The sequence below is a fragment of the Kitasatospora sp. NPDC018058 genome (assembly GCF_044327205.1).
Taxonomy (GTDB): Bacteria; Actinomycetota; Actinomycetes; order Streptomycetales; family Streptomycetaceae; genus Kitasatospora.
The window spans coordinates 202,023-219,826 of the sequence record NZ_JBIRFA010000001.1; the positions used below are offsets into that span (position 1 = coordinate 202,023).

General features: G+C 70.4%; 10 protein-coding genes. All 10 read left to right on the plus strand.

Translation table 11 applies throughout. The features are described from left to right. Positions 1–74 precede the first annotated feature (74 nt). The 10 genes from ACH4E7_RS00940 to ACH4E7_RS00985 all read left to right on the plus strand — a co-directional run bounded on the left by ACH4E7_RS00940 (position 75) and on the right by ACH4E7_RS00985 (position 17,750). The gene (locus tag ACH4E7_RS00940; RefSeq protein WP_396246867.1) at positions 75–2,822 is read left to right on the plus strand and encodes a SpoIIE family protein phosphatase; all 2,748 of its coding nucleotides are present in this window, start codon (positions 75–77) and stop codon (positions 2,820–2,822) included. A 279-nt stretch (positions 2,823–3,101) separates the two neighbouring features. Beyond that, a complete protein-coding gene (locus ACH4E7_RS00945; RefSeq protein WP_396247134.1) occupies positions 3,102–5,708 on the plus strand; it encodes a SpoIIE family protein phosphatase in 2,607 nt (868 codons plus the stop codon). A gap of 93 nt (positions 5,709–5,801) precedes the next feature. Further along, positions 5,802–7,589: an ABC transporter family substrate-binding protein gene (locus tag ACH4E7_RS00950; RefSeq protein ID WP_396246868.1), complete on the plus strand. Its 1,788-nt coding sequence runs from the start codon at positions 5,802–5,804 to the stop codon at positions 7,587–7,589. Between the two features lie 272 nt (positions 7,590–7,861). Next, entirely contained in the window at positions 7,862–9,766 is a 1,905-nt protein-coding gene (gene typA / locus ACH4E7_RS00955) for a translational GTPase TypA (protein WP_396246869.1), read from the plus strand. Between the two features lie 431 nt (positions 9,767–10,197). Next, positions 10,198–11,838: an ABC transporter substrate-binding protein gene (locus tag ACH4E7_RS00960; protein ID WP_396246870.1), complete on the plus strand. Its 1,641-nt coding sequence runs from the start codon at positions 10,198–10,200 to the stop codon at positions 11,836–11,838. A gap of 144 nt (positions 11,839–11,982) precedes the next feature. Beyond that, the gene (locus ACH4E7_RS00965; protein ID WP_396246871.1) at positions 11,983–12,909 is read left to right on the plus strand and encodes an ABC transporter permease; all 927 of its coding nucleotides are present in this window, start codon (positions 11,983–11,985) and stop codon (positions 12,907–12,909) included. After that, the gene (locus ACH4E7_RS00970; RefSeq protein ID WP_396246873.1) at positions 12,902–13,846 is read left to right on the plus strand and encodes an ABC transporter permease; all 945 of its coding nucleotides are present in this window, start codon (positions 12,902–12,904) and stop codon (positions 13,844–13,846) included. The genes ACH4E7_RS00965 and ACH4E7_RS00970 overlap by 8 nt, the downstream gene beginning before the upstream one ends. A gap of 19 nt (positions 13,847–13,865) precedes the next feature. Then, positions 13,866–14,915: an ABC transporter ATP-binding protein gene (locus ACH4E7_RS00975; RefSeq protein ID WP_396246874.1), complete on the plus strand. Its 1,050-nt coding sequence runs from the start codon at positions 13,866–13,868 to the stop codon at positions 14,913–14,915. Then, positions 14,908–15,924: an ABC transporter ATP-binding protein gene (locus tag ACH4E7_RS00980; RefSeq protein ID WP_396246875.1), complete on the plus strand. Its 1,017-nt coding sequence runs from the start codon at positions 14,908–14,910 to the stop codon at positions 15,922–15,924. Before ACH4E7_RS00975 ends, ACH4E7_RS00980 begins: the two co-directional genes overlap by 8 nt. A gap of 203 nt (positions 15,925–16,127) precedes the next feature. Beyond that, positions 16,128–17,750 carry an ABC transporter substrate-binding protein gene (locus ACH4E7_RS00985; RefSeq protein WP_396246876.1) on the plus strand — a complete coding sequence of 541 codons (1,623 nt, stop codon included), beginning with the start codon at positions 16,128–16,130 and terminating at the stop codon, positions 17,748–17,750. Positions 17,751–17,804 lie beyond the last annotated feature (54 nt).

The following is a 17,804-nucleotide window of genomic DNA, read 5'->3' on the forward strand; positions in this document are numbered from 1 at the left end:
GCACTATTCGTCACCATCGGTGAGCCGCCCCAGCCGGCGACGCCGATCCCGACCCAGAGCCGGAGGCCCCGTCGGTGTCGACTACCGGGAACGGCGGCGGGGGATCGCGGCGGGCAGGCACCGCGGGGAGCGCCGCCGCCCGCGCCCGACTGCGCCGCGCCGTCCGTCCGGCCGCCCCGCAGCCGCCGGCCGGCCGCCGCCGCGGTCATGCCCTCGCCGGCTCCGAGGCAGCGCAGCCCGTCCAGCCGGCGCCGACCCTGGCCGTCCCCGAGCCGAGCGCCCTGCCCGGCCTGCGCGGCCGCCCCGGGCGGCCGTTCCCCGGCGGGCCCGCCGACGCCGTACGCGGTCTCGGCGCTCCGTCCGAGGGCAGTCTGCTGGACATGCTCAAGGTCGCCATCGCGATCCTGGACACCGCGGGCCGGGTGGTGCTCTGGAGCCCTGCCGCCGAGGAGCTGCTCGGCTGGCCGAGCGAGCTGCTGGTCGGCCGCCGGATCGACGACCTGATCCCCGACCAGGAGCAGGTCGCCCGGATCCGGGCCGCGATCCAGGGCACCCTGCGCCACGGCCGCTGGGTCGGCAGCGCCGAACTGCGCGACCGGGACGGCCTGCTGGTCGCCGTGGACGCCCGGATCTCCCTCCTGGTGGACGGCGACGGCACCCCGTTCCTGCAGGTCAACTTGGCCGAGGCGGCCGCCGTCCGGGCCGTCGAGCGGGACCTCGCGGTGCGCGACGCGCTGTTCGAGCAGTCCCCGCTGGGCATCGCCATCCTGGACACCGACCTGCGCTACACCGCGGTCAACCAGACCCTCGCCCAGATGAACGGCGTCGCCCTGGAGGACCACGTCGGCCGTACCACCGGCGAGACCCTGCCCGAGCGGGCCGCCGACGAGATCACCGCGATCCAGCGCCAGGTGCTGGCCACCGGCGAACCGGTCATCGACGTCACCCTCGCCTCCCCGGTCACCACCCGGGCCGGCTACCGCTCGATCTCCTACAGCCGGATGACCGACCGCTCCGGCCGGGTGCTCGGCATCTCGGGCACCGTGATGGACGTGACCGAGCGCTACCGGGCGGTCGCCAAGGTCGAGCACGCCCGGCGCCGGCTCTCGCTGCTCAACGAGTTCGGCTCCCGGGTCGGCGACCTGCTCGACGCCTCCCGGATCGCCCAGGAGCTCGCCAGCTCCGTCGTCCCCCGGCTCACCGACCACTCCGCGGTGATCCTGCTGCAGGCCGTCGCGCACGGCGACGACCTGCCCCGGCACGGCCACGACCGGCGCACCTCACTGCTCCAGCTCGGCACCGCCTCCGTCCAGGACGGCCCCGAGGTCGAGGTGATGCTCCGGCACGGCGCCCGGATCACCTTCGCCGAGGACTCCGCCTGCGGCCGGGTGCTGCGCACCGGGGTGCCCGAGCTGCTCTCCGGCGCCGACCAGCTGGAGGACGTCACCTACCCCGGCGACCCCAAGATGCAGGCCGCCCATGACCTGGGCGTGCACTCGATGCTGGTCGTCCCGCTGCGCGCCCGCGGCATCGTGATCGGCCTGCTGCTGGTCAGCCGGGCCGGCTACCGCGAGGGCTTCGACCGGGACGACCTCGCCTTCACCGTCGAACTCGCCGACCGGGCCGGCAGCTCGCTGGACAACGCCCGCCTCTACGCCCGCGAGCGCACCGCCGCGCTCACCCTCCAGCGCACCCTGCTCCCGCAGCAGGTCCCGCAGCCCACCGGCGTCGAGGTCGCCTACCGGTACGTGCCCGGCAGCAGCGGCACCGAGGTCGGCGGCGACTGGTTCGACGTCATCCCGCTGCCCGGCGACCGCACCGCGCTGGTGGTCGGCGACGTGATGGGCCACGGCCTGCGGGCCGCCGCCACCATGGGCCGGCTGCGCACCGCCGTCCGGGTGCTGGCCGCCCTCGACCTGCCGCCGGACGTGCTGCTGCGGCACGTCCACGAGCTGGCCGACGACCTGGCCCAGGGCCCGGACGAGGCGCTGCTGGCCACCTGCGTTTACGCGGTCTTCGACCCGGGCACGGCGATGCTGACCGTGGCCAAGGCCGGGCACATCCCGCCGGTGCTGGTGGTGCCGGGTGACGAGGCCGAGGAGCCGACCCGCACCGGCAGCCCGCTGCCCGGCGGCGCCGGCTGGATCCTCGACCTGCCCTCCGGCGCCCCGCTCGGCGTGGGCGGCGTTCCGTTCGAATCCGTCGAACTGAAGATCCCCGAGGGCAGCCTGCTCGCGCTGTGCACCGACGGCCTGGTCGAGTCCCGGGACAAGGACCTGGACGTCGGCCTCGGCCGGCTGATCACCGTGCTCCAGGAGCCGTACGCCTCCATCCAGGCCGCCTGCGAGGCGGTGCTCGACACCATGGAGCAGGGCCGCGAGCCGGACGACGTCGCCCTGCTGCTGGCCCGGCTCGGGCACGGCCAGGCCGGCACCCCGACGGCCGGCTGGACCCTGCCCGCCGAGCCCACCGCCGTCTCCCGGGCCCGCCGGCTGGTCCGCTCCACGCTCACCGAGTGGGGCGTCGAGGACCTCACCGACACCGCCGAGCTGCTGGTCAGCGAGCTGGTCACGAACGCCGTCCGGTACGCCAGCGCCCCGATCGGGGTACGGCTGACACTGGGTGAGACGCTGCTGGCCGAGATCTCCGACCCGCTGCCCGACCCGCCCCGGGAGCGCCACGCGGCCGAGGCCGACGAGGGCGGCCGGGGCCTGGAGCTGGTCCACCGGCTGGCGCTGCACTGGGGCGCCCGGGCCGAGGGGATCGGCAAAGTGGTCTGGTTCGAGCTGGCGCTGCCGGGTAATGAGCCGGGCGAGTCATGATCAGAGCGGGACGCGAGTGGAACGTCAGGGCCCGAGCGGGACGCGAGTAGAACATCAGGAGAACAGTGCCGCAGATGCCGTCGGGGGTCCGGGGGGAGCGCGCAGCCCGGAAGGGGGCGCGGACGTGGCATTGTGGTTGCGCGGGCGGTAGGACAAAAACCTCCGCCCGATCTGATGTTGTGATGTTGAGGGCGTGTGAACGCACCCCTCGATGATGAATACTCGGTCTTCTCGACATCCGGACGGTCGCGGGTTGGAGGGGTCGGTCCGTTGAACAGCATTCCGGCGCGGAACGCGCCGAGCAGCAGCGGTCATGCCGCTGTACCCGGGCAGGCCGGCTCCTTGCACCTGCCCGTACCGGCGGCCCCGCCGGCCACCGGGACCGGGGGCCCGGACCGCGCCGCCCACCCCTCCGCCGAGCACCGCCCGTGGGGCGCCGGCGACCCCGGCTCGATCTACGACTACATCCGGGTCGCCACCTTCGCGATCGGCCCCGACGGGCGGATCAGCCAGTGGAGCGAGCGCGCCGCCGAGTTCTTCGGCGTCCCCGCCGCCGAGGCGGTCGGCGCCGACCCGGTCTCCACCTTCGTCCCGCGCGAACTCTGGCAGCGCGGCCGCGCCCGGCTGGAGCGCACCCTGGCCGGCGAGGAGTGGGTCGGCACCACCCCCTACCGGGACGCCACCGGCGGCGAGGGCCTCGCCGAGCTCTACCTGATGCCCGACAGCGCGCTGCCCACCGCGGGCGCCACCTGCCTGGCCGTCGACCTCGGCCGCCTGCGCCGGATCGAGACCGACCTGGCCGCCTCCGAGGCCGTCTTCGGGCAGACGCCCACCGGCTTCGTGCTCTTCGACGACCGGCTGCGCCTGCAGCGGGTCAACGACGCCTTCGCCTCCGGCATGGGCCTGGTCCCCACCGACCTGGAGGGCCTCACCCCGCACGACCTCTTCCCGTCCTCCGAGGCCGACCGGCTCACCGCCGCCCTGCGCAAGGTCCTCGCCACCGGCGAGCCCGTCTTCGACCTGCGCTTCCACAGCGCCGTCCCGACCCGCGAGGGCAACCGGCTCTGGGCCGTCTCGCTGTACCGGCTGAACGGTTCGGCCGGGCAGCCGATGGGCGTGGCCGGGCAGGTCTCCGACGTCACCAGCCGGCACGTCGCCGAGCGCGAGGCCGACGGCGTGCGCCGCAACCTCGCCCTGCTCAACGAGGCCAGCGCGCACATCGGCTCCACCCTCGACCTGGAGACCACCGCCAAGGAACTCCTGGACGTCGTCGTCCCGCCGTTCTGCGACCTCGCCACCGTCGACCTCTACACCGCGCTGCTCTCCGGCGAGACCGTCCCCAGCGCCGGCCGGCCCGGCGACACCGTGCTCACCGACGGCAGCGGCGAACTGCGCCGGGTCGCCGTCTCCAGCGTGATCGGCGGCGCCTCCTCGGTGCTCGGCTCGGTCACCGGCCTGCCGATCGCCGAGGCCGGCGGCACCCTCTGTTACCCGCGCCGCTCCCCGCACGCCCGGGCGCTGCGCACCGGTCGCAGTGTCGTCCCCGAGCCCGGCCGCGACCCGCTGCTGCGCTCCACCCTGATCGTCCCGCTGGTCGCCCGGGACCAGGTGCTCGGGCTGGTCCAGCTCTCCCGGGCGATCGGCAGCGAACCCTTCGACGCCCGGGACGTGGCGATCGCCGAGGAACTCGTCGCCCGCGCCGCCGTCTGCATCGACAACGCCCGGCTCTACCGCCGCGAGCACGAGCGCGCGCTGATCCTCCAGCGCAGCCTGCTGCCCCCGGGCAACCCGGCCGCCAGCGGTCTGGAGATCGCCTGCCGCTACCTGCCCAGCAACAACAACACCGAGGTCGGCGGCGACTGGTTCGACGTCATCCCGCTGCCCGGCAGCCGCACCGCCCTGGTCATCGGCGACGTGATGGGCCGCGGCCTGCGCGCCGCCGTCGCCATGGGCCAGCTGCGCACCGCCGTCCGGACCCTGGCGATGCTCGACCTGGAGCCGGGCGAGGTGCTCACCGCCCTGGACGAGATCGCCCGCGGCCTCGGCGACGACTCCGTCCCGGTCGGCCCGCCCACCCCGTACGGCCGGCTCACCTCGACCGCCGACGAAGAGGCCCGCGAGGTCTACCTGGCCACCTGCGTCTACGCGGTCTACGACGCCGTCACCCGGCGCTGCTGGATCGCCAACGCCGGCCACCTGCCGCCCGTGCTGCTCAGCCCCGGCGAGCCCGCCCGGATGCTCGACGTGCCGCCCGGCCTGCCGCTCGGCGTCGGCGGCGAGCCCTTCGAGGAGGTCGAGCTGACCCTCCCGGACGGCGCCGTGCTCGGCCTGTACACCGACGGCCTGGTGGAGAGCCGCAAGCACCAGCTGGACGAGGGCCTGCGCGCCTTCCGGGCCGCGCTCTCCGACCGGGGCAAGGGGCTGGAGGACCTCTGCGACCACGTCCTCGGCGAACTCAACCCGCACCACGGCGAGGACGACATCGCCCTGTTGATGGCCAAGGTGCACGCCTTCCCCGAGGACGCCGTCGGCAACTGGGTCCTGCCGCCCGAGCCCACCTCGGTGGCGAAGGCCCGTGAGCTGGCCTGCAGCTGGCTGCTCGCCCGGGGTCTGGAGGAGCTGGTCGACACCACCGAGCTGCTGGTCAGCGAGCTGGTCACGAACGCGCTCAAGCACGGGCGGGGCGAGATCCGGCTGCGGCTGCTGCGCGAGCGCAGCATGGTCTGCGAGGTCTGGGACGACGGCTACGCGCAGCCCCGGCAGCGGCGCGCCCAGGAGACCGACGAGGGCGGGCGCGGCCTGCAGCTGGTCAGCCTGCTGGCCGAACGCTGGGGCAGTCGGCGCACGCCCAAGGGCAAGATCGTCTGGTTCGAGCTGGCGCTGTAGCCGGTCCGGACGATGGGCCGTCCGGGTGCTGTCGCCCGGCGGCCCGCCGTGTCGGCGCGGGTCGGGCCGTCCGGGCGGCGTTCGATGGCCGCCATGCGTGTCCGCCAGTTCACCGCCGCAGCCACCGCGCTGCTGCTCGCCGCCAGCCTCGGCGGCTGCTCCGACAGCCCGGCCCCGGTCCGTCCCCCCGCCCCCGAGCGGCCCGTCCCCGGGGCCACCGCCTCCACCGGGGACGTCCGGTCCGCCAACCGCATCGACGTCGCGGACGGCGGGGTGTTGCGGTGGGCCGTCGACCAGGTGCCCGCCACGCTCAACGTCTACCAGCCCGCCGCGACCGCCGACTCGGCACTGCTCGCGCACGCCCTCTACCCGTCGCTGTTCCGTCCCGACGAGCACGGGCGGCCCGTCCCCGACCCGGACTACCTGGCCAGCGCCGAGTCCACCCCGCCCGGGCAGCAGCCGCAGGTCGTCACGTACCGGCTCAACCCGCAGGCCGTCTGGAGCGACGGCACCCCGCTCTCCGTCGCCGACTTCACGGCCCAGCGGGCCGCCCTCGCCGGCCACGACCCGGCCTACGAGGGCGGGCACCTGGCCGGGTACGACGCCATCGACACGATCGCCGAGGGCGCGGACCCGCGCGAGATCAAGGTCACCTTCCGGCGGCCGTACGCCGAGTGGCAGTCGCTGTTCGGGCCGCTCTACCCGGCCGCGGAGACCGCCAGGGCCGCCTCGTTCAACCGGGCGCTGACCGGAGGGGCGCACCTGACCGCCGGGCCGTACACGGTGTCCCAGTACAACGCCGAGGACGGGCGGGTGACGGTCGGGCGCAACCCGCGCTGGTGGGGTGACCGGCCGAAGATCGACCGGATCGACTTCCTCGCGACGCCGCCCGAGCGGCGGCTCGACGACCTCGACCAGGAACGGCTGGACATCGCCCCGCTCACGGCGGCGGTGGACCGGGCGGTGCCGGCCGCGTCGTCCGGCAGCCCCTCGGCGGCAGCGGCACCGCCCGCCGCCGCGCCCGAGGCGGCGGCGCTCGCCCTGAAGTGGGCCGAGTCGCTGCCGGACGTCACCGTGCACCGGGCCGCCGCGCCCTCGCTCACCCAGCTCACGGTGAACGCCGCGCGGGGCCCGCTCACCGACCCGGCGCTGCGGCTCGCGCTCGGCCGGGCCGTCGACCGGCGGCGGATCGCCGAGGCCGCGCTCGGCCCGCTCGGCCTGCCCGGCGCCCCGCTCGGCAGCCACCTGCTCGCCGGGGACCAGGAGGGCTACCGAGACAACAGCGCCGCGGCCGGGAAGGCGGACGTCGCGCAGTTGCTGGACGGGGCGGGCTGGAAGCGGCCGAACGGCGGCACCCGGGTCAAGGACGGCAAGGAGCTGTCGCTCTCGCTGCTCGTCCCGGCCGGCTCGGTGACCGCCAAGCGCACCGCGGACGCGCTCACCGCGAACCTCGCCGAGTCCGGCATCGCGGTGAAGCCGGTGACCGCGCCCACCGACACCTTCGTCAAGGACCACCTCGCGGCCGGGGACTTCGACCTCGCCCTCTTCTCCTGGCCGGCCGGCCCCAGCCCGGCGAGCCAGCAGCGCGCGGCGTACGCCAAGCCCCGGCCGGACGCCGACGGCACCGTCAAGTCCGGCACCAACTACGCCCGCAGCGGCACCGAGGAGATCGACCGCCTCTTCGACCGGGCTGCCGCCGAGCTGGACCCGGCCGCCCGGCTGGACCTGCTGCAGGAAGCGGACGTCCGGATCTGGCAGCTCGGGCACTCGGTGCCGCTGTACCAGCGGCCGGAACTGGTCGGGGTCCGGACCGGGGTGGTCGGGGCCGGGGCCTGGGGCTTCGGGTGGCCGCGCTTCCAGGACATCGGCTGGAGCGGCTAGCGGCCGGGCCCGCGGGCGAACGGAGGAGTGCCGGAGCCCGACCGCCGGGTGAGGACCGCGTGACCCACCTGTGATCTTGGTCCCGCCCGACCTGCTCGTTTCTACCCACCTGGGCGCTTCCCCGTACGATGGAGGAAGCCGAGGCATGTCCATATGCCCGGCGGGTGGACCGGTAGTAGCAGGCGAACGGGTGGCGGCGGCCGACAGGGGCCGCAAGTGCGCGTCTCGCGGCCGGGCGCCGCAACCCACGATTCCGGGAGAATCCGCTAGGCATGCCCACGCGTAACGACATCCGTAACGTCGCCATCGTCGCCCACGTCGACCACGGCAAGACCACGCTGGTCGACGCCATGCTGAAGCAGGCCGGCGCCTTCGCCGCCCACCAGCAGCTCGACGACCGCATGATGGACTCGAACGACCTGGAGCGCGAGAAGGGCATCACCATTCTCGCGAAGAACACCGCGGTCAAGTACCACCCGAAGGACGGCGGCGCGCCGATCACCATCAACATCATCGACACCCCGGGCCACGCCGACTTCGGTGGCGAGGTCGAGCGCGGTCTGTCGATGGTGGACGCGGTCGTCCTGCTGGTCGACGCCTCCGAGGGCCCGCTGCCGCAGACTCGCTTCGTGCTGCGCAAGGCGCTCGCCGCCCGCCTGCCCGTCATCCTCTGCATCAACAAGACCGACCGTCCGGACTCCCGGATCGACGAGGTCATCAACGAGACCTACGACCTGTTCCTGGACCTGGACGCGGACGAGGACCAGATCGAGTTCCCGATCGTCTACGCCTGCGCCCGTGACGGCGTCGCCTCGCTGACCAAGCCGGAGAACGGCACCGTTCCCGCCGACAGCACCAGCCTGGAGCCGTTCTTCTCCACCCTGCTGGAGCACGTCCCGGCCCCCAGCTACGACGAGGACGCCCCGCTGCAGGCGCACGTCACCAACCTGGACGCCGACAACTTCCTCGGCCGTATCGCGCTGCTGCGCGTCGAGCAGGGCGAGCTGCGCAAGGGCCAGACCGTGGCCTGGATCAAGCGCGACGGCTCGATCCAGAACGTCCGCATCTCCGAGCTGCTGATGACCGAGGCGCTCACCCGCAAGCCGGCCGAGGTCGCGGGCCCCGGTGACATCTGCGCCGTCGCCGGCATCTCCGACATCATGATCGGCGAGACCCTCGCCGACCCGGAGAACCCGGTCGCGCTGCCGCTGATCACGGTGGACGAGCCGGCCATCTCGATGACCATCGGCACCAACACCTCGCCGCTGGTCGGCCGTGGCGGCAGCGGTAAGGGCGCGGACGCCAAGTCCGGCGCCAAGGTGGACCGCAAGGTCACCGCCCGCCAGGTGAAGGACCGCCTGGACCGCGAGCTGATCGGTAACGTCTCGCTGCGCGTGCTGGACACCGAGCGTCCGGACGCCTGGGAGGTGCAGGGCCGCGGTGAGCTGGCGCTGGCCATCCTGATCGAGACCATGCGCCGGGAGGGCTTCGAGCTGACCGTCGGCAAGCCGCAGGTGGTCACCAAGGAGGTCAACGGCAAGACCCACGAGCCGGTCGAGCGCCTCACCGTGGACGTCCCCGAGGAGCACATGGGTGCCGTCACCCAGCTCATGGGTGTCCGCAAGGGCCGGATGGACAACATGTCCAACCACGGCTCGGGCTGGGTCCGGATGGAGTTCGTCGTGCCGTCCCGCGGCCTGATCGGCTTCCGCACCGAGTTCCTCACCAACACCCGCGGCACCGGCATCGCCCACTCGATCCACGAGGGCCACGAGCCGTGGTTCGGCCAGCTGACCACCCGTAACAACGGCTCGCTGGTCGCCGACCGCGCGGGTGTGGTCACCGCCTTCGCGATGACCAACCTCCAGGAGCGCGGCGTGCTCTTCTGCGAGCCGGGCACCGAGGTGTACGAGGGCATGATCGTCGGCGAGAACTCGCGCTCCGACGACATGGACGTGAACATCACCAAGGAGAAGAAGCTCACCAACATGCGGTCCTCGACCGCCGACGTGGCCGAGTCGATCGTTCCGCCGCGCAAGCTCTCGCTGGAGCAGTCGCTGGAGTTCTGCCGCGAGGACGAGTGCATCGAGGTGACCCCGGAGACGGTTCGCATCCGTAAGGTCGTCCTTGACCAGAAGGACCGCGGTCGTACTGCCTCGCGCGCCAAGAAGGCGTGATCCGGACGCACTGACGGCCATTGGCCGGATTGTTTCGCCCCCCTTTCCGATTGGAGAGGGGGGCGAACTTTTTCAACTACTCCAAGTTGTCGGGGCCGGTATTAACGGAATAACGCTCATCACACCCGAGTGTCCGCTGAGCGGACACGGTGGTTCGTCATGCATGACGACTGTCCGTTTGGTACCTGTCTGGCTATGTCTCAAATGTCCGGTTTTCGAAACTTACCGACTGTTCATGTGACCTAATTGAGATCGTCACTGGTCACTTTCGTGTCCGTGCGTGACGGATAGTGGAGCCAGTCAGGCTCGGGTCAAGGGTGAACGCGCAGGGGTGCGCGCCGAAACCACGAGCGCGGACGGCATTGCGAGCCCGGTGACAACCGTTCCGCTATGCCCTCCTCGTTGCAACGTCGAATTCAGGAGGCACACCGATGCGTGGTGTGAGCCAGGCCAAGTGGGTTGTCGCAGCTGTCGCTGTCGCGCTCGCCGCGACTGCTTGTAGCAGCAGTGGCAGCAGCGACTCCTCCAGCGGGAGCTCGGACGGCGGCGCGGTCAACGCCCAGGGCGTCTTCAGTTTCCAGAGCGGTGAGCCGCAGCGCCCGCTGCAGCCGGCCAACGCCATGGAGAACCAGGGCGGCCGTATCGTCAAGCAGCTCTTCATGGGCCTCGTCGACTACGACCCCGTGACCGGTGGCCTGCGCAACCAGGTGGCCGACAAGATCGAGACCACCGACTCCAAGAACTACACCGTCACCCTGAAGTCCGGCTGGACCTTCCACGACGGCACCCCGGTCAACGCCAAGTCCTTCGTGGACTCCTGGAACTGGTCCGCCAACCCGGCCAACAACCAGATCAACTCCGACTGGTTCTCGGACATCGCCGGCTACGACGCCGTGCACCCGGACAAGGGCGACCCGACCGCCAAGGAGATGTCCGGCCTCAAGGTCGTCGACGACACCCACTTCACCGTCGAACTGACCGCCCCCGTCTCGTACTTCACGTACAAGCTGGGCTACTCGGCCTTCTACCCGCTGCCCACCGGCTTCTTCGCCGACCCCAAGGGCTACGGCGAGAAGCCGGTCGGCAACGGCCCCTACCAGTTCGTGTCGTGGGAGCACAACAAGGCCATCACCCTGAAGGCCTACGACAAGTACCAGGGCAGCAACAAGGCGAAGAACGGCGGAATCGTCTTCCGCAACTACACCTCGTCCGAGGCCGCGTACAAGGACCTGATGTCCGACACCCTGGACGTCCTGGACCAGGTCGACTCGACCGACCTGCCGAAGTACAAGGACGACCTGGGCAAGCGCGCGATCGACCAGGCTCAGGGCGCCATCCAGAACATCTCGTTCGCGATGTACAACACGGACTGGAGCGACCCGGCCAAGGCCAAGGTCCGCCAGGGCCTGTCGATGGCGATCGACCGCGACACCATCACCAAGACCGTGCTGAACAACAGCCGCCAGCCCGCCGACTCGTTCGTGGCGCCGGGCGTCATGGGCTACAAGGCCGGCACCTGCGGCGACGCCTGCAAGTTCGACCCGGCCAAGGCGAAGCAGCTCATCCAGGAGGGTGGCGGCGTCCCGGGCAACAAGATCAGCATCATCTACAACTCCGACGGTGGTCACAAGGAGTGGGTGGACGCGGTCTGCAACTCGATCAAGCAGTCCACCGGCGTCGAGTGCCTCGGCGACCCGAAGCCGGACTTCAAGACCTCGCGTGACATCATCACGAAGAAGCAGGTCCCCAGCATGATGCGGACCGGCTGGGTGCAGGACTACCCGCTGAACGCCAACTTCCTGCGGGACGTCTACGGCACCGGTGCCTCCGCGAACGACGCCGGCTACTCGAGCCCCGAGTTCGACAAGCTGTCCCACGACGCGGACGCCGCCACCTCGGCCGAGAAGACCGCCGACCTGTACCAGCAGGCCGAGGCCGTTCTGGCCAAGGACATGCCGGCCATCCCGCTCTGGTACTACAAGACCAACTCGGGCTACTCCAACAAGGTCCAGAACGTGAAGTTCGACTCCTTCGGCAACCCGGTCTACACCGACGTCGAGGTCAAGAAGTAGTAATCGGTCGGCACCGCCTGACCCGGTGACAACGGCCGGTGCCCGTCCCATCCCCACGAGGGCGAGGACTGGCACCGGCCGTTGGCACGCCGACTTATCTCTGGCCGGGTTGACGGGCCCGGCAGAGCCATACATGGAGGCACGATGGGGCGCTTTGTCGCAAGGCGACTGCTCCAGATGATCCCGGTGTTCCTCGGAACGACCGCACTCATCTTTTTCATGGTGCACGCGCTGCCCGGTGACCCGGTGGCGGCGATGTGGGGCGACAAGGCGCCGGACCCGGTGCAGCTCGCCGCGCTGAGGCACCAATACGGGTTCGACAAGCCGCTGATCGGTCAGTACGCCGACTACATGGGCAAGCTGCTCACCGGCGACTTCGGCAAGGCCCTGGACGGACGTCCGGTGATCGACAAGATCACCGAGGCGCTGCCGGTCACTGTCCGGCTCGCGCTGTTCGCGTTCGCCATCGAGATCGTGCTGGGTATCGCGATCGGCCTGTTCGCCGGTCTGCGCCGTGGCAAGGCGTTCGACAAGGGCGCGCTGGTCTTCACCCTGCTGCTGATCTCGATCCCGGTGCCGGTGCTGGGCTTCATCTTCCAGACGATCTTCGCGGACAACCTCAAGTGGGTCACCCCGACGGTCCAGGACTCGAACGACATCACCCAGCTGGTGCTGCCGGCCCTCGTCCTCGGCTCCCTGTCGCTGGCGTACGTCGCGCGTCTCACCCGTACCTCCATAGCCGAGAACATCAAGGCCGACTACGTCCGCACCGCGGTGGCCAAGGGCCTGCCGCGCCGGAAGGTGATCGGCACCCACCTGCTGCGCAACTCGATGATCCCGGTCGTCACCTTCCTCGGCACCGACCTCGGCGCCCTCATGGGCGGCGCGATCGTCACCGAGGGCATCTTCAACGTCAAGGGCGTCGGTAACGCGCTCTTCCACGCGATCAACCTGAAGGAGGGCGCGACGGTCTCCGGCTTCGTGGCCTTCCTGGTGATCGTGTACCTGGCCGCCGGCCTGATCGTCGACCTGCTTTACGCGGTCCTGGACCCGAGGATCCGTTATGCCTGACCTGACCGAGAAGAAGACGGCCGAGGAGATCCCGGCGCAGCGCACCGCCGACACCCCGGCCGCCAAGCCGGAGAAGGCCCGCAGCCTCGGCTCCGACGCCTGGCACGACCTGCGGCGCAAGCCGATCTTCGTGATCTCCGCGCTGCTCATCCTGCTGCTGATCGTCATCGCGATCGCCCCGGGCCTGTTCACCTCGGTGGACCCGCGCGCCGGCGACCTGCGCCTGCACTACCTGACGAAGCCGAACTACAGCCACTTCTTCCAGGCGGACTGGTTCGGTTACGACCTCCAGGGCCGCAGCATCTACGCCCGCGTCATCTACGGCGCCCGCGCCTCGGTCGTGGTCGGCATCTGCGTCACCGTCGGCGTGACCATCCTCGGTGGCATCACCGGTATGCTCGCCGGCTACTTCGGCGGCTGGGTCGACACGATCATCTCCCGCATCACCGACATCTTCTTCGGCATCCCGCTGCTGCTCGGCGCGCTGGTGATCCTGAACGCCTTCACCTCGCGCACCATCTGGAGCGTGGTCTTCGCGCTGGTCGTCCTGGGCTGGACCCAGATGACCCGTGTCATGCGCGGTTCGGTGATCACGATCAAGCAGGCCGACTTCGTCACCGCCGCCAAGGCGCTCGGTGCCGGCACCAGCCGGATCCTGTTCAAGCACATCCTGCCCAACGCGATCGCCCCGGTGATCGTGGTCGCGACCATCGCGCTCGGCGGTTACATCGCCACCGAGGCGACGCTGAGCTTCCTCGGCATCGGTCTGCAGGACCCGACCATCTCCTGGGGTATCGACATCAACTCGGCCCAGAAGGTGATCCGTACGGCGCCGTTCGCCCTGTTCTTCCCCGCCGGCATGCTGAGCCTGACCGTGCTGGCCTTCATCATGCTCGGCGACGCGGTGCGCGACGCCCTCGACCCGAAGCTCCGCTGAGAGAAGAGGTGACGACCCGATGACCACCGTGATCGAGAACAACCAGAAGAGTGACCGTCTCGAAGTCGGAACCCCGCTCCTGGAGGTCAAGGACCTCCACGTGGAGTTCCACACCCGGGACGGGATCGCCAAGGCCGTGAACGGCGTCAACTACTCCGTCGCGGCCGGCGAGACCCTCGCCGTGCTCGGCGAGTCCGGCTCCGGCAAGTCCGTGACGGCGCAGACCATCATGGGCATCCTGGACATGCCCCCGGGCAAGGTGACCCAGGGCGAGATCCTGTACCGCGGCCAGGACATGCTCAAGATGAGCAACGAGGAGCGGCGGAAGATCCGCGGCCGGAAGATCGCGATGATCTTCCAGGACGCGCTGTCCGCCCTCAACCCCGTGCTCAGCGTGGGCTACCAGCTCGGCGAGATGTTCCGGGTGCACCAGGGCGCCTCCAAGGCGGAGGCCAAGGCCAAGGCCATCGAGCTGATGGACCGGGTGCGCATCCCCGCTGCCAAGCAGCGCGTGAGCGACTACCCGCACCAGTTCTCCGGCGGTATGCGTCAGCGCATCATGATCGCCATGGCGCTCTCGCTGCAGCCCGACCTGATCATCGCCGACGAGCCCACCACCGCCCTGGACGTGACCGTCCAGGCCCAGGTGATGGACCTGCTCGCGGAGCTGCAGGCCGAGTACAACATGGGCCTGATCCTGATCACCCACGACCTCGGCGTGGTCGCCGACGTCGCGGACAAGATCGCCGTGATGTACGCAGGCCGGATCGTCGAGACCGCCCCGGTGCACGACCTGTACGCGAACCCCGCGCACCCGTACACCAAGGGCCTGCTCCGCTCGATCCCGCGCCTGGACCAGAAGGGCCAGGAGCTGTACGCGATCAAGGGCCTGCCCCCGAACCTGCTGAAGGTTCCGGCCGGCTGCGCGTTCAACCCCCGCTGCGATGTCGCCACCGACCTGTGCCGCACGGAGATCCCGGCGCTGCACCAGGTGACCGACAAGGACGGCAAGGAGCTCACCGGCCGCCGCAGCGCGTGCCACCTTTGGAAGGAGACCCTCCATGGCTGAGAACATCCTGGAGGTCAAGGACCTGGTCAAGCACTACCCGCTGACCCAGGGCATCCTGTTCAAGAAGCAGGTCGGCGCGGTCAAGGCCGTCGACGGCATCAGCTTCGACCTGAAGAAGGGTGAGACGCTCGGCATCGTCGGCGAGTCCGGCTGTGGCAAGTCCACGCTGGCCAAGGTGCTGATGAACCTGGAGCGGGCCACCTCCGGCCAGGTGCTGTTCAAGGGCGAGGACATCTCCAAGCTGGGCGGCGCGGCCCTCAAGGCCGTCCGCCGGAACATCCAGATGGTGTTCCAGGACCCGTACACCTCGCTGAACCCGCGCATGACGGTCGGCGACATCATCGGTGAGCCGTTCGAGATCCACCCGGAGGTGGCGCCCAAGGGCGACCGCCGCAAGGCCGTCCAGGACCTGCTGGACGTCGTGGGTCTGAACCCGGAGTACATCAACCGGTACCCGCACCAGTTCTCCGGCGGTCAGCGCCAGCGCATCGGCATCGCCCGCGGCCTCGCGCTCAAGCCCGAGATCATCATCTGCGACGAGCCGGTCTCCGCCCTGGACGTGTCCGTCCAGGCGCAGGTGATCAACCTGCTGGAGCAGCTGCAGGGCGAGTTCGGTCTGTCGTACATGTTCATCGCGCACGACCTCTCCATCGTCCGGCACATCTCCGACCGCGTCGGCGTGATGTACCTGGGCAAGATGGTCGAGATCGGCACCGACGAGCAGATCTACGACAACGCCACCCACCCGTACACCCAGGCGCTGCTGTCCGCGGTGCCGGTGCCGGACCCGGCGGCGCGCGAGTCGCGGGACCGGATCATCCTCAACGGCGACATCCCCTCGCCGGCCAACCCGCCGTCCGGCTGCCGCTTCCGCACCCGCTGCTGGAAGGCGGAGGACCGCTGCGCGGAGGAGGTCCCGCTGCTGGCGATCCCGACCACGCTGGAGGGCCCGGCTGCGCACGAGTCTGCCTGCCACTTCGCCGAGGTCCGGGAGTCGGCCGCGGCCTGACCTCCCCCGGCGTCCCAGGAAGGGCCCGCGGCTTCGGCCGCGGGCCCTTCCGGCATTCGGTCGATCCGGTGCTGCGTCGACCCGGCGCTGCGTCAAATCCGCAGGGGTTATGGCACTCGTCCGGGTGCACCCGACTCGCGCCGTCGCCGGGGCACGCTTCTCATGGGGTGTGATGCGACACACACCCATGAGGAGGGACCGTCATGCCCGTAGCCGCCCGTGCTCGCCTGGTCCTCGCCGCTGCGACGTCCGTGGTCCTGGTGGCCACCGGGTGCAGCAGCAGCGGTGGCGGCGGCACCAGTTCGTCGGACGCCACCAAGACCTTCAGCTACCAGAGCAGTGAGCCGCAGAACCCGCTGCAGCCCGCCAACGCGAACGAGGTCGGCGGTGGTCGCATCATCCAGAACCTCTTCAAGGGGCTGGTGGACTACGACCCCAGCAACGCCAAGCTCCGGATGCAGGTCGCCGACAAGATCGACACCAGTGACTCGCAGACCTTCAACGTCACCCTGAAGTCCGGCTGGAAGTTCCACGACGGAACCCCGGTGCAGGCCCAGAACTTCGTGAACGCCTGGAACTGGGGCGCCAACCCGGCCAACGCCCAGATCAACAGCTCCTGGTTCTCCGACATCGAGGGCTACCAGGACGTCCACCCGGCCAGCGGGAAGCCGACCACGGACAAGATGTCCGGGCTGACCGTCACCGACGCCCAGCACTTCACCATCAAGCTGAGCCACAAGGTCTCGTACTTCGAGTACAAGCTCGGCTACATCGCCTTCTCGCCGCTGCCGGACGGCTTCTTCAAGGACCCGACCGGGTACGGGCAGAAACCGGTGGGCAACGGCCCGTACCAGTTCGTCAGCTGGTCGCACAACACCGAGGTGGTCACCAAGTCCTTCCCGGACTACCAGGGCGTGGACAAGCCGAAGAACGGCGGCATCGTCTTCAAGATGTACACCACGTCCGAGGCCGCCTACGCCGACCTGCAGTCCAACAACCTGGACGTGATGGACCAGGTGCCGCCGTCCGCGCTGGCCACGTACAAGAGCGACCTCGGCAACCGGGCGATCGACGCCCCGCAGGGCGCGATCCAGAACATCGGCTTCACGCTCTACCAGGCCGACTGGTCCGCGCCGGAAATGGCCAAGGTGCGCGAGGGCCTGTCGATGGCGATCGACCGCGACGTCATCACCAAGACCGTGCTGCAAGGCTCCCGCAAACCGGCCAGCGCCTGGGTGGCGGAGGGCGTCGAGGGCTACAAGGAGGGCGCCTGCGGCGACTTCTGCAAGTTCGACGTCGCCAAGGCCAAGCAGCTGATCCAGGAGGGCGGAGGCGTCCCCGGCAACAAGCTGCTGATCACCTACAACTCGGACGGCGGCCACAAGGAGTGGGTCGACGCGGTCTGCAACTCGATCCGGCAGGGCACCGGCGTGGACTGCCTGGGCGACCCGAAGCCCGACTTCAAGACGGCCCGCCAGGCCATCACCCAGCACCAGCTCAACGGCGCCTTCCGCACCGGATGGGTGCAGGACTACCCGCTGAACGCCAACTTCCTCGCCGACGTGTACCGCACCGGCGCCGCCTCCAACGACACCGGCTACAGCAACCCGCAGTTCGACCAGCTGTCGACCCAGGCCGACGCGGCCCCCAGCGTCGCCGACTCGACGACCGGCTACCAGAAGGCCGAGGCCGTGCTGCCGAGCGGCATGCCGACCATCCCGCTCTGGTACTACCGCACCAACTCGGGCTACTCGACCAAGGTGCAGAACGTGCAGTTCGACTCCTTCGGCAACCCGGCCTGGACCCAGGTCGAGGTCAAGGGCTGATCTCCTGGGCCCGCCCGGCGGCGGGCCCGAACCCCCGGGCCGGCCCCGTCCTCC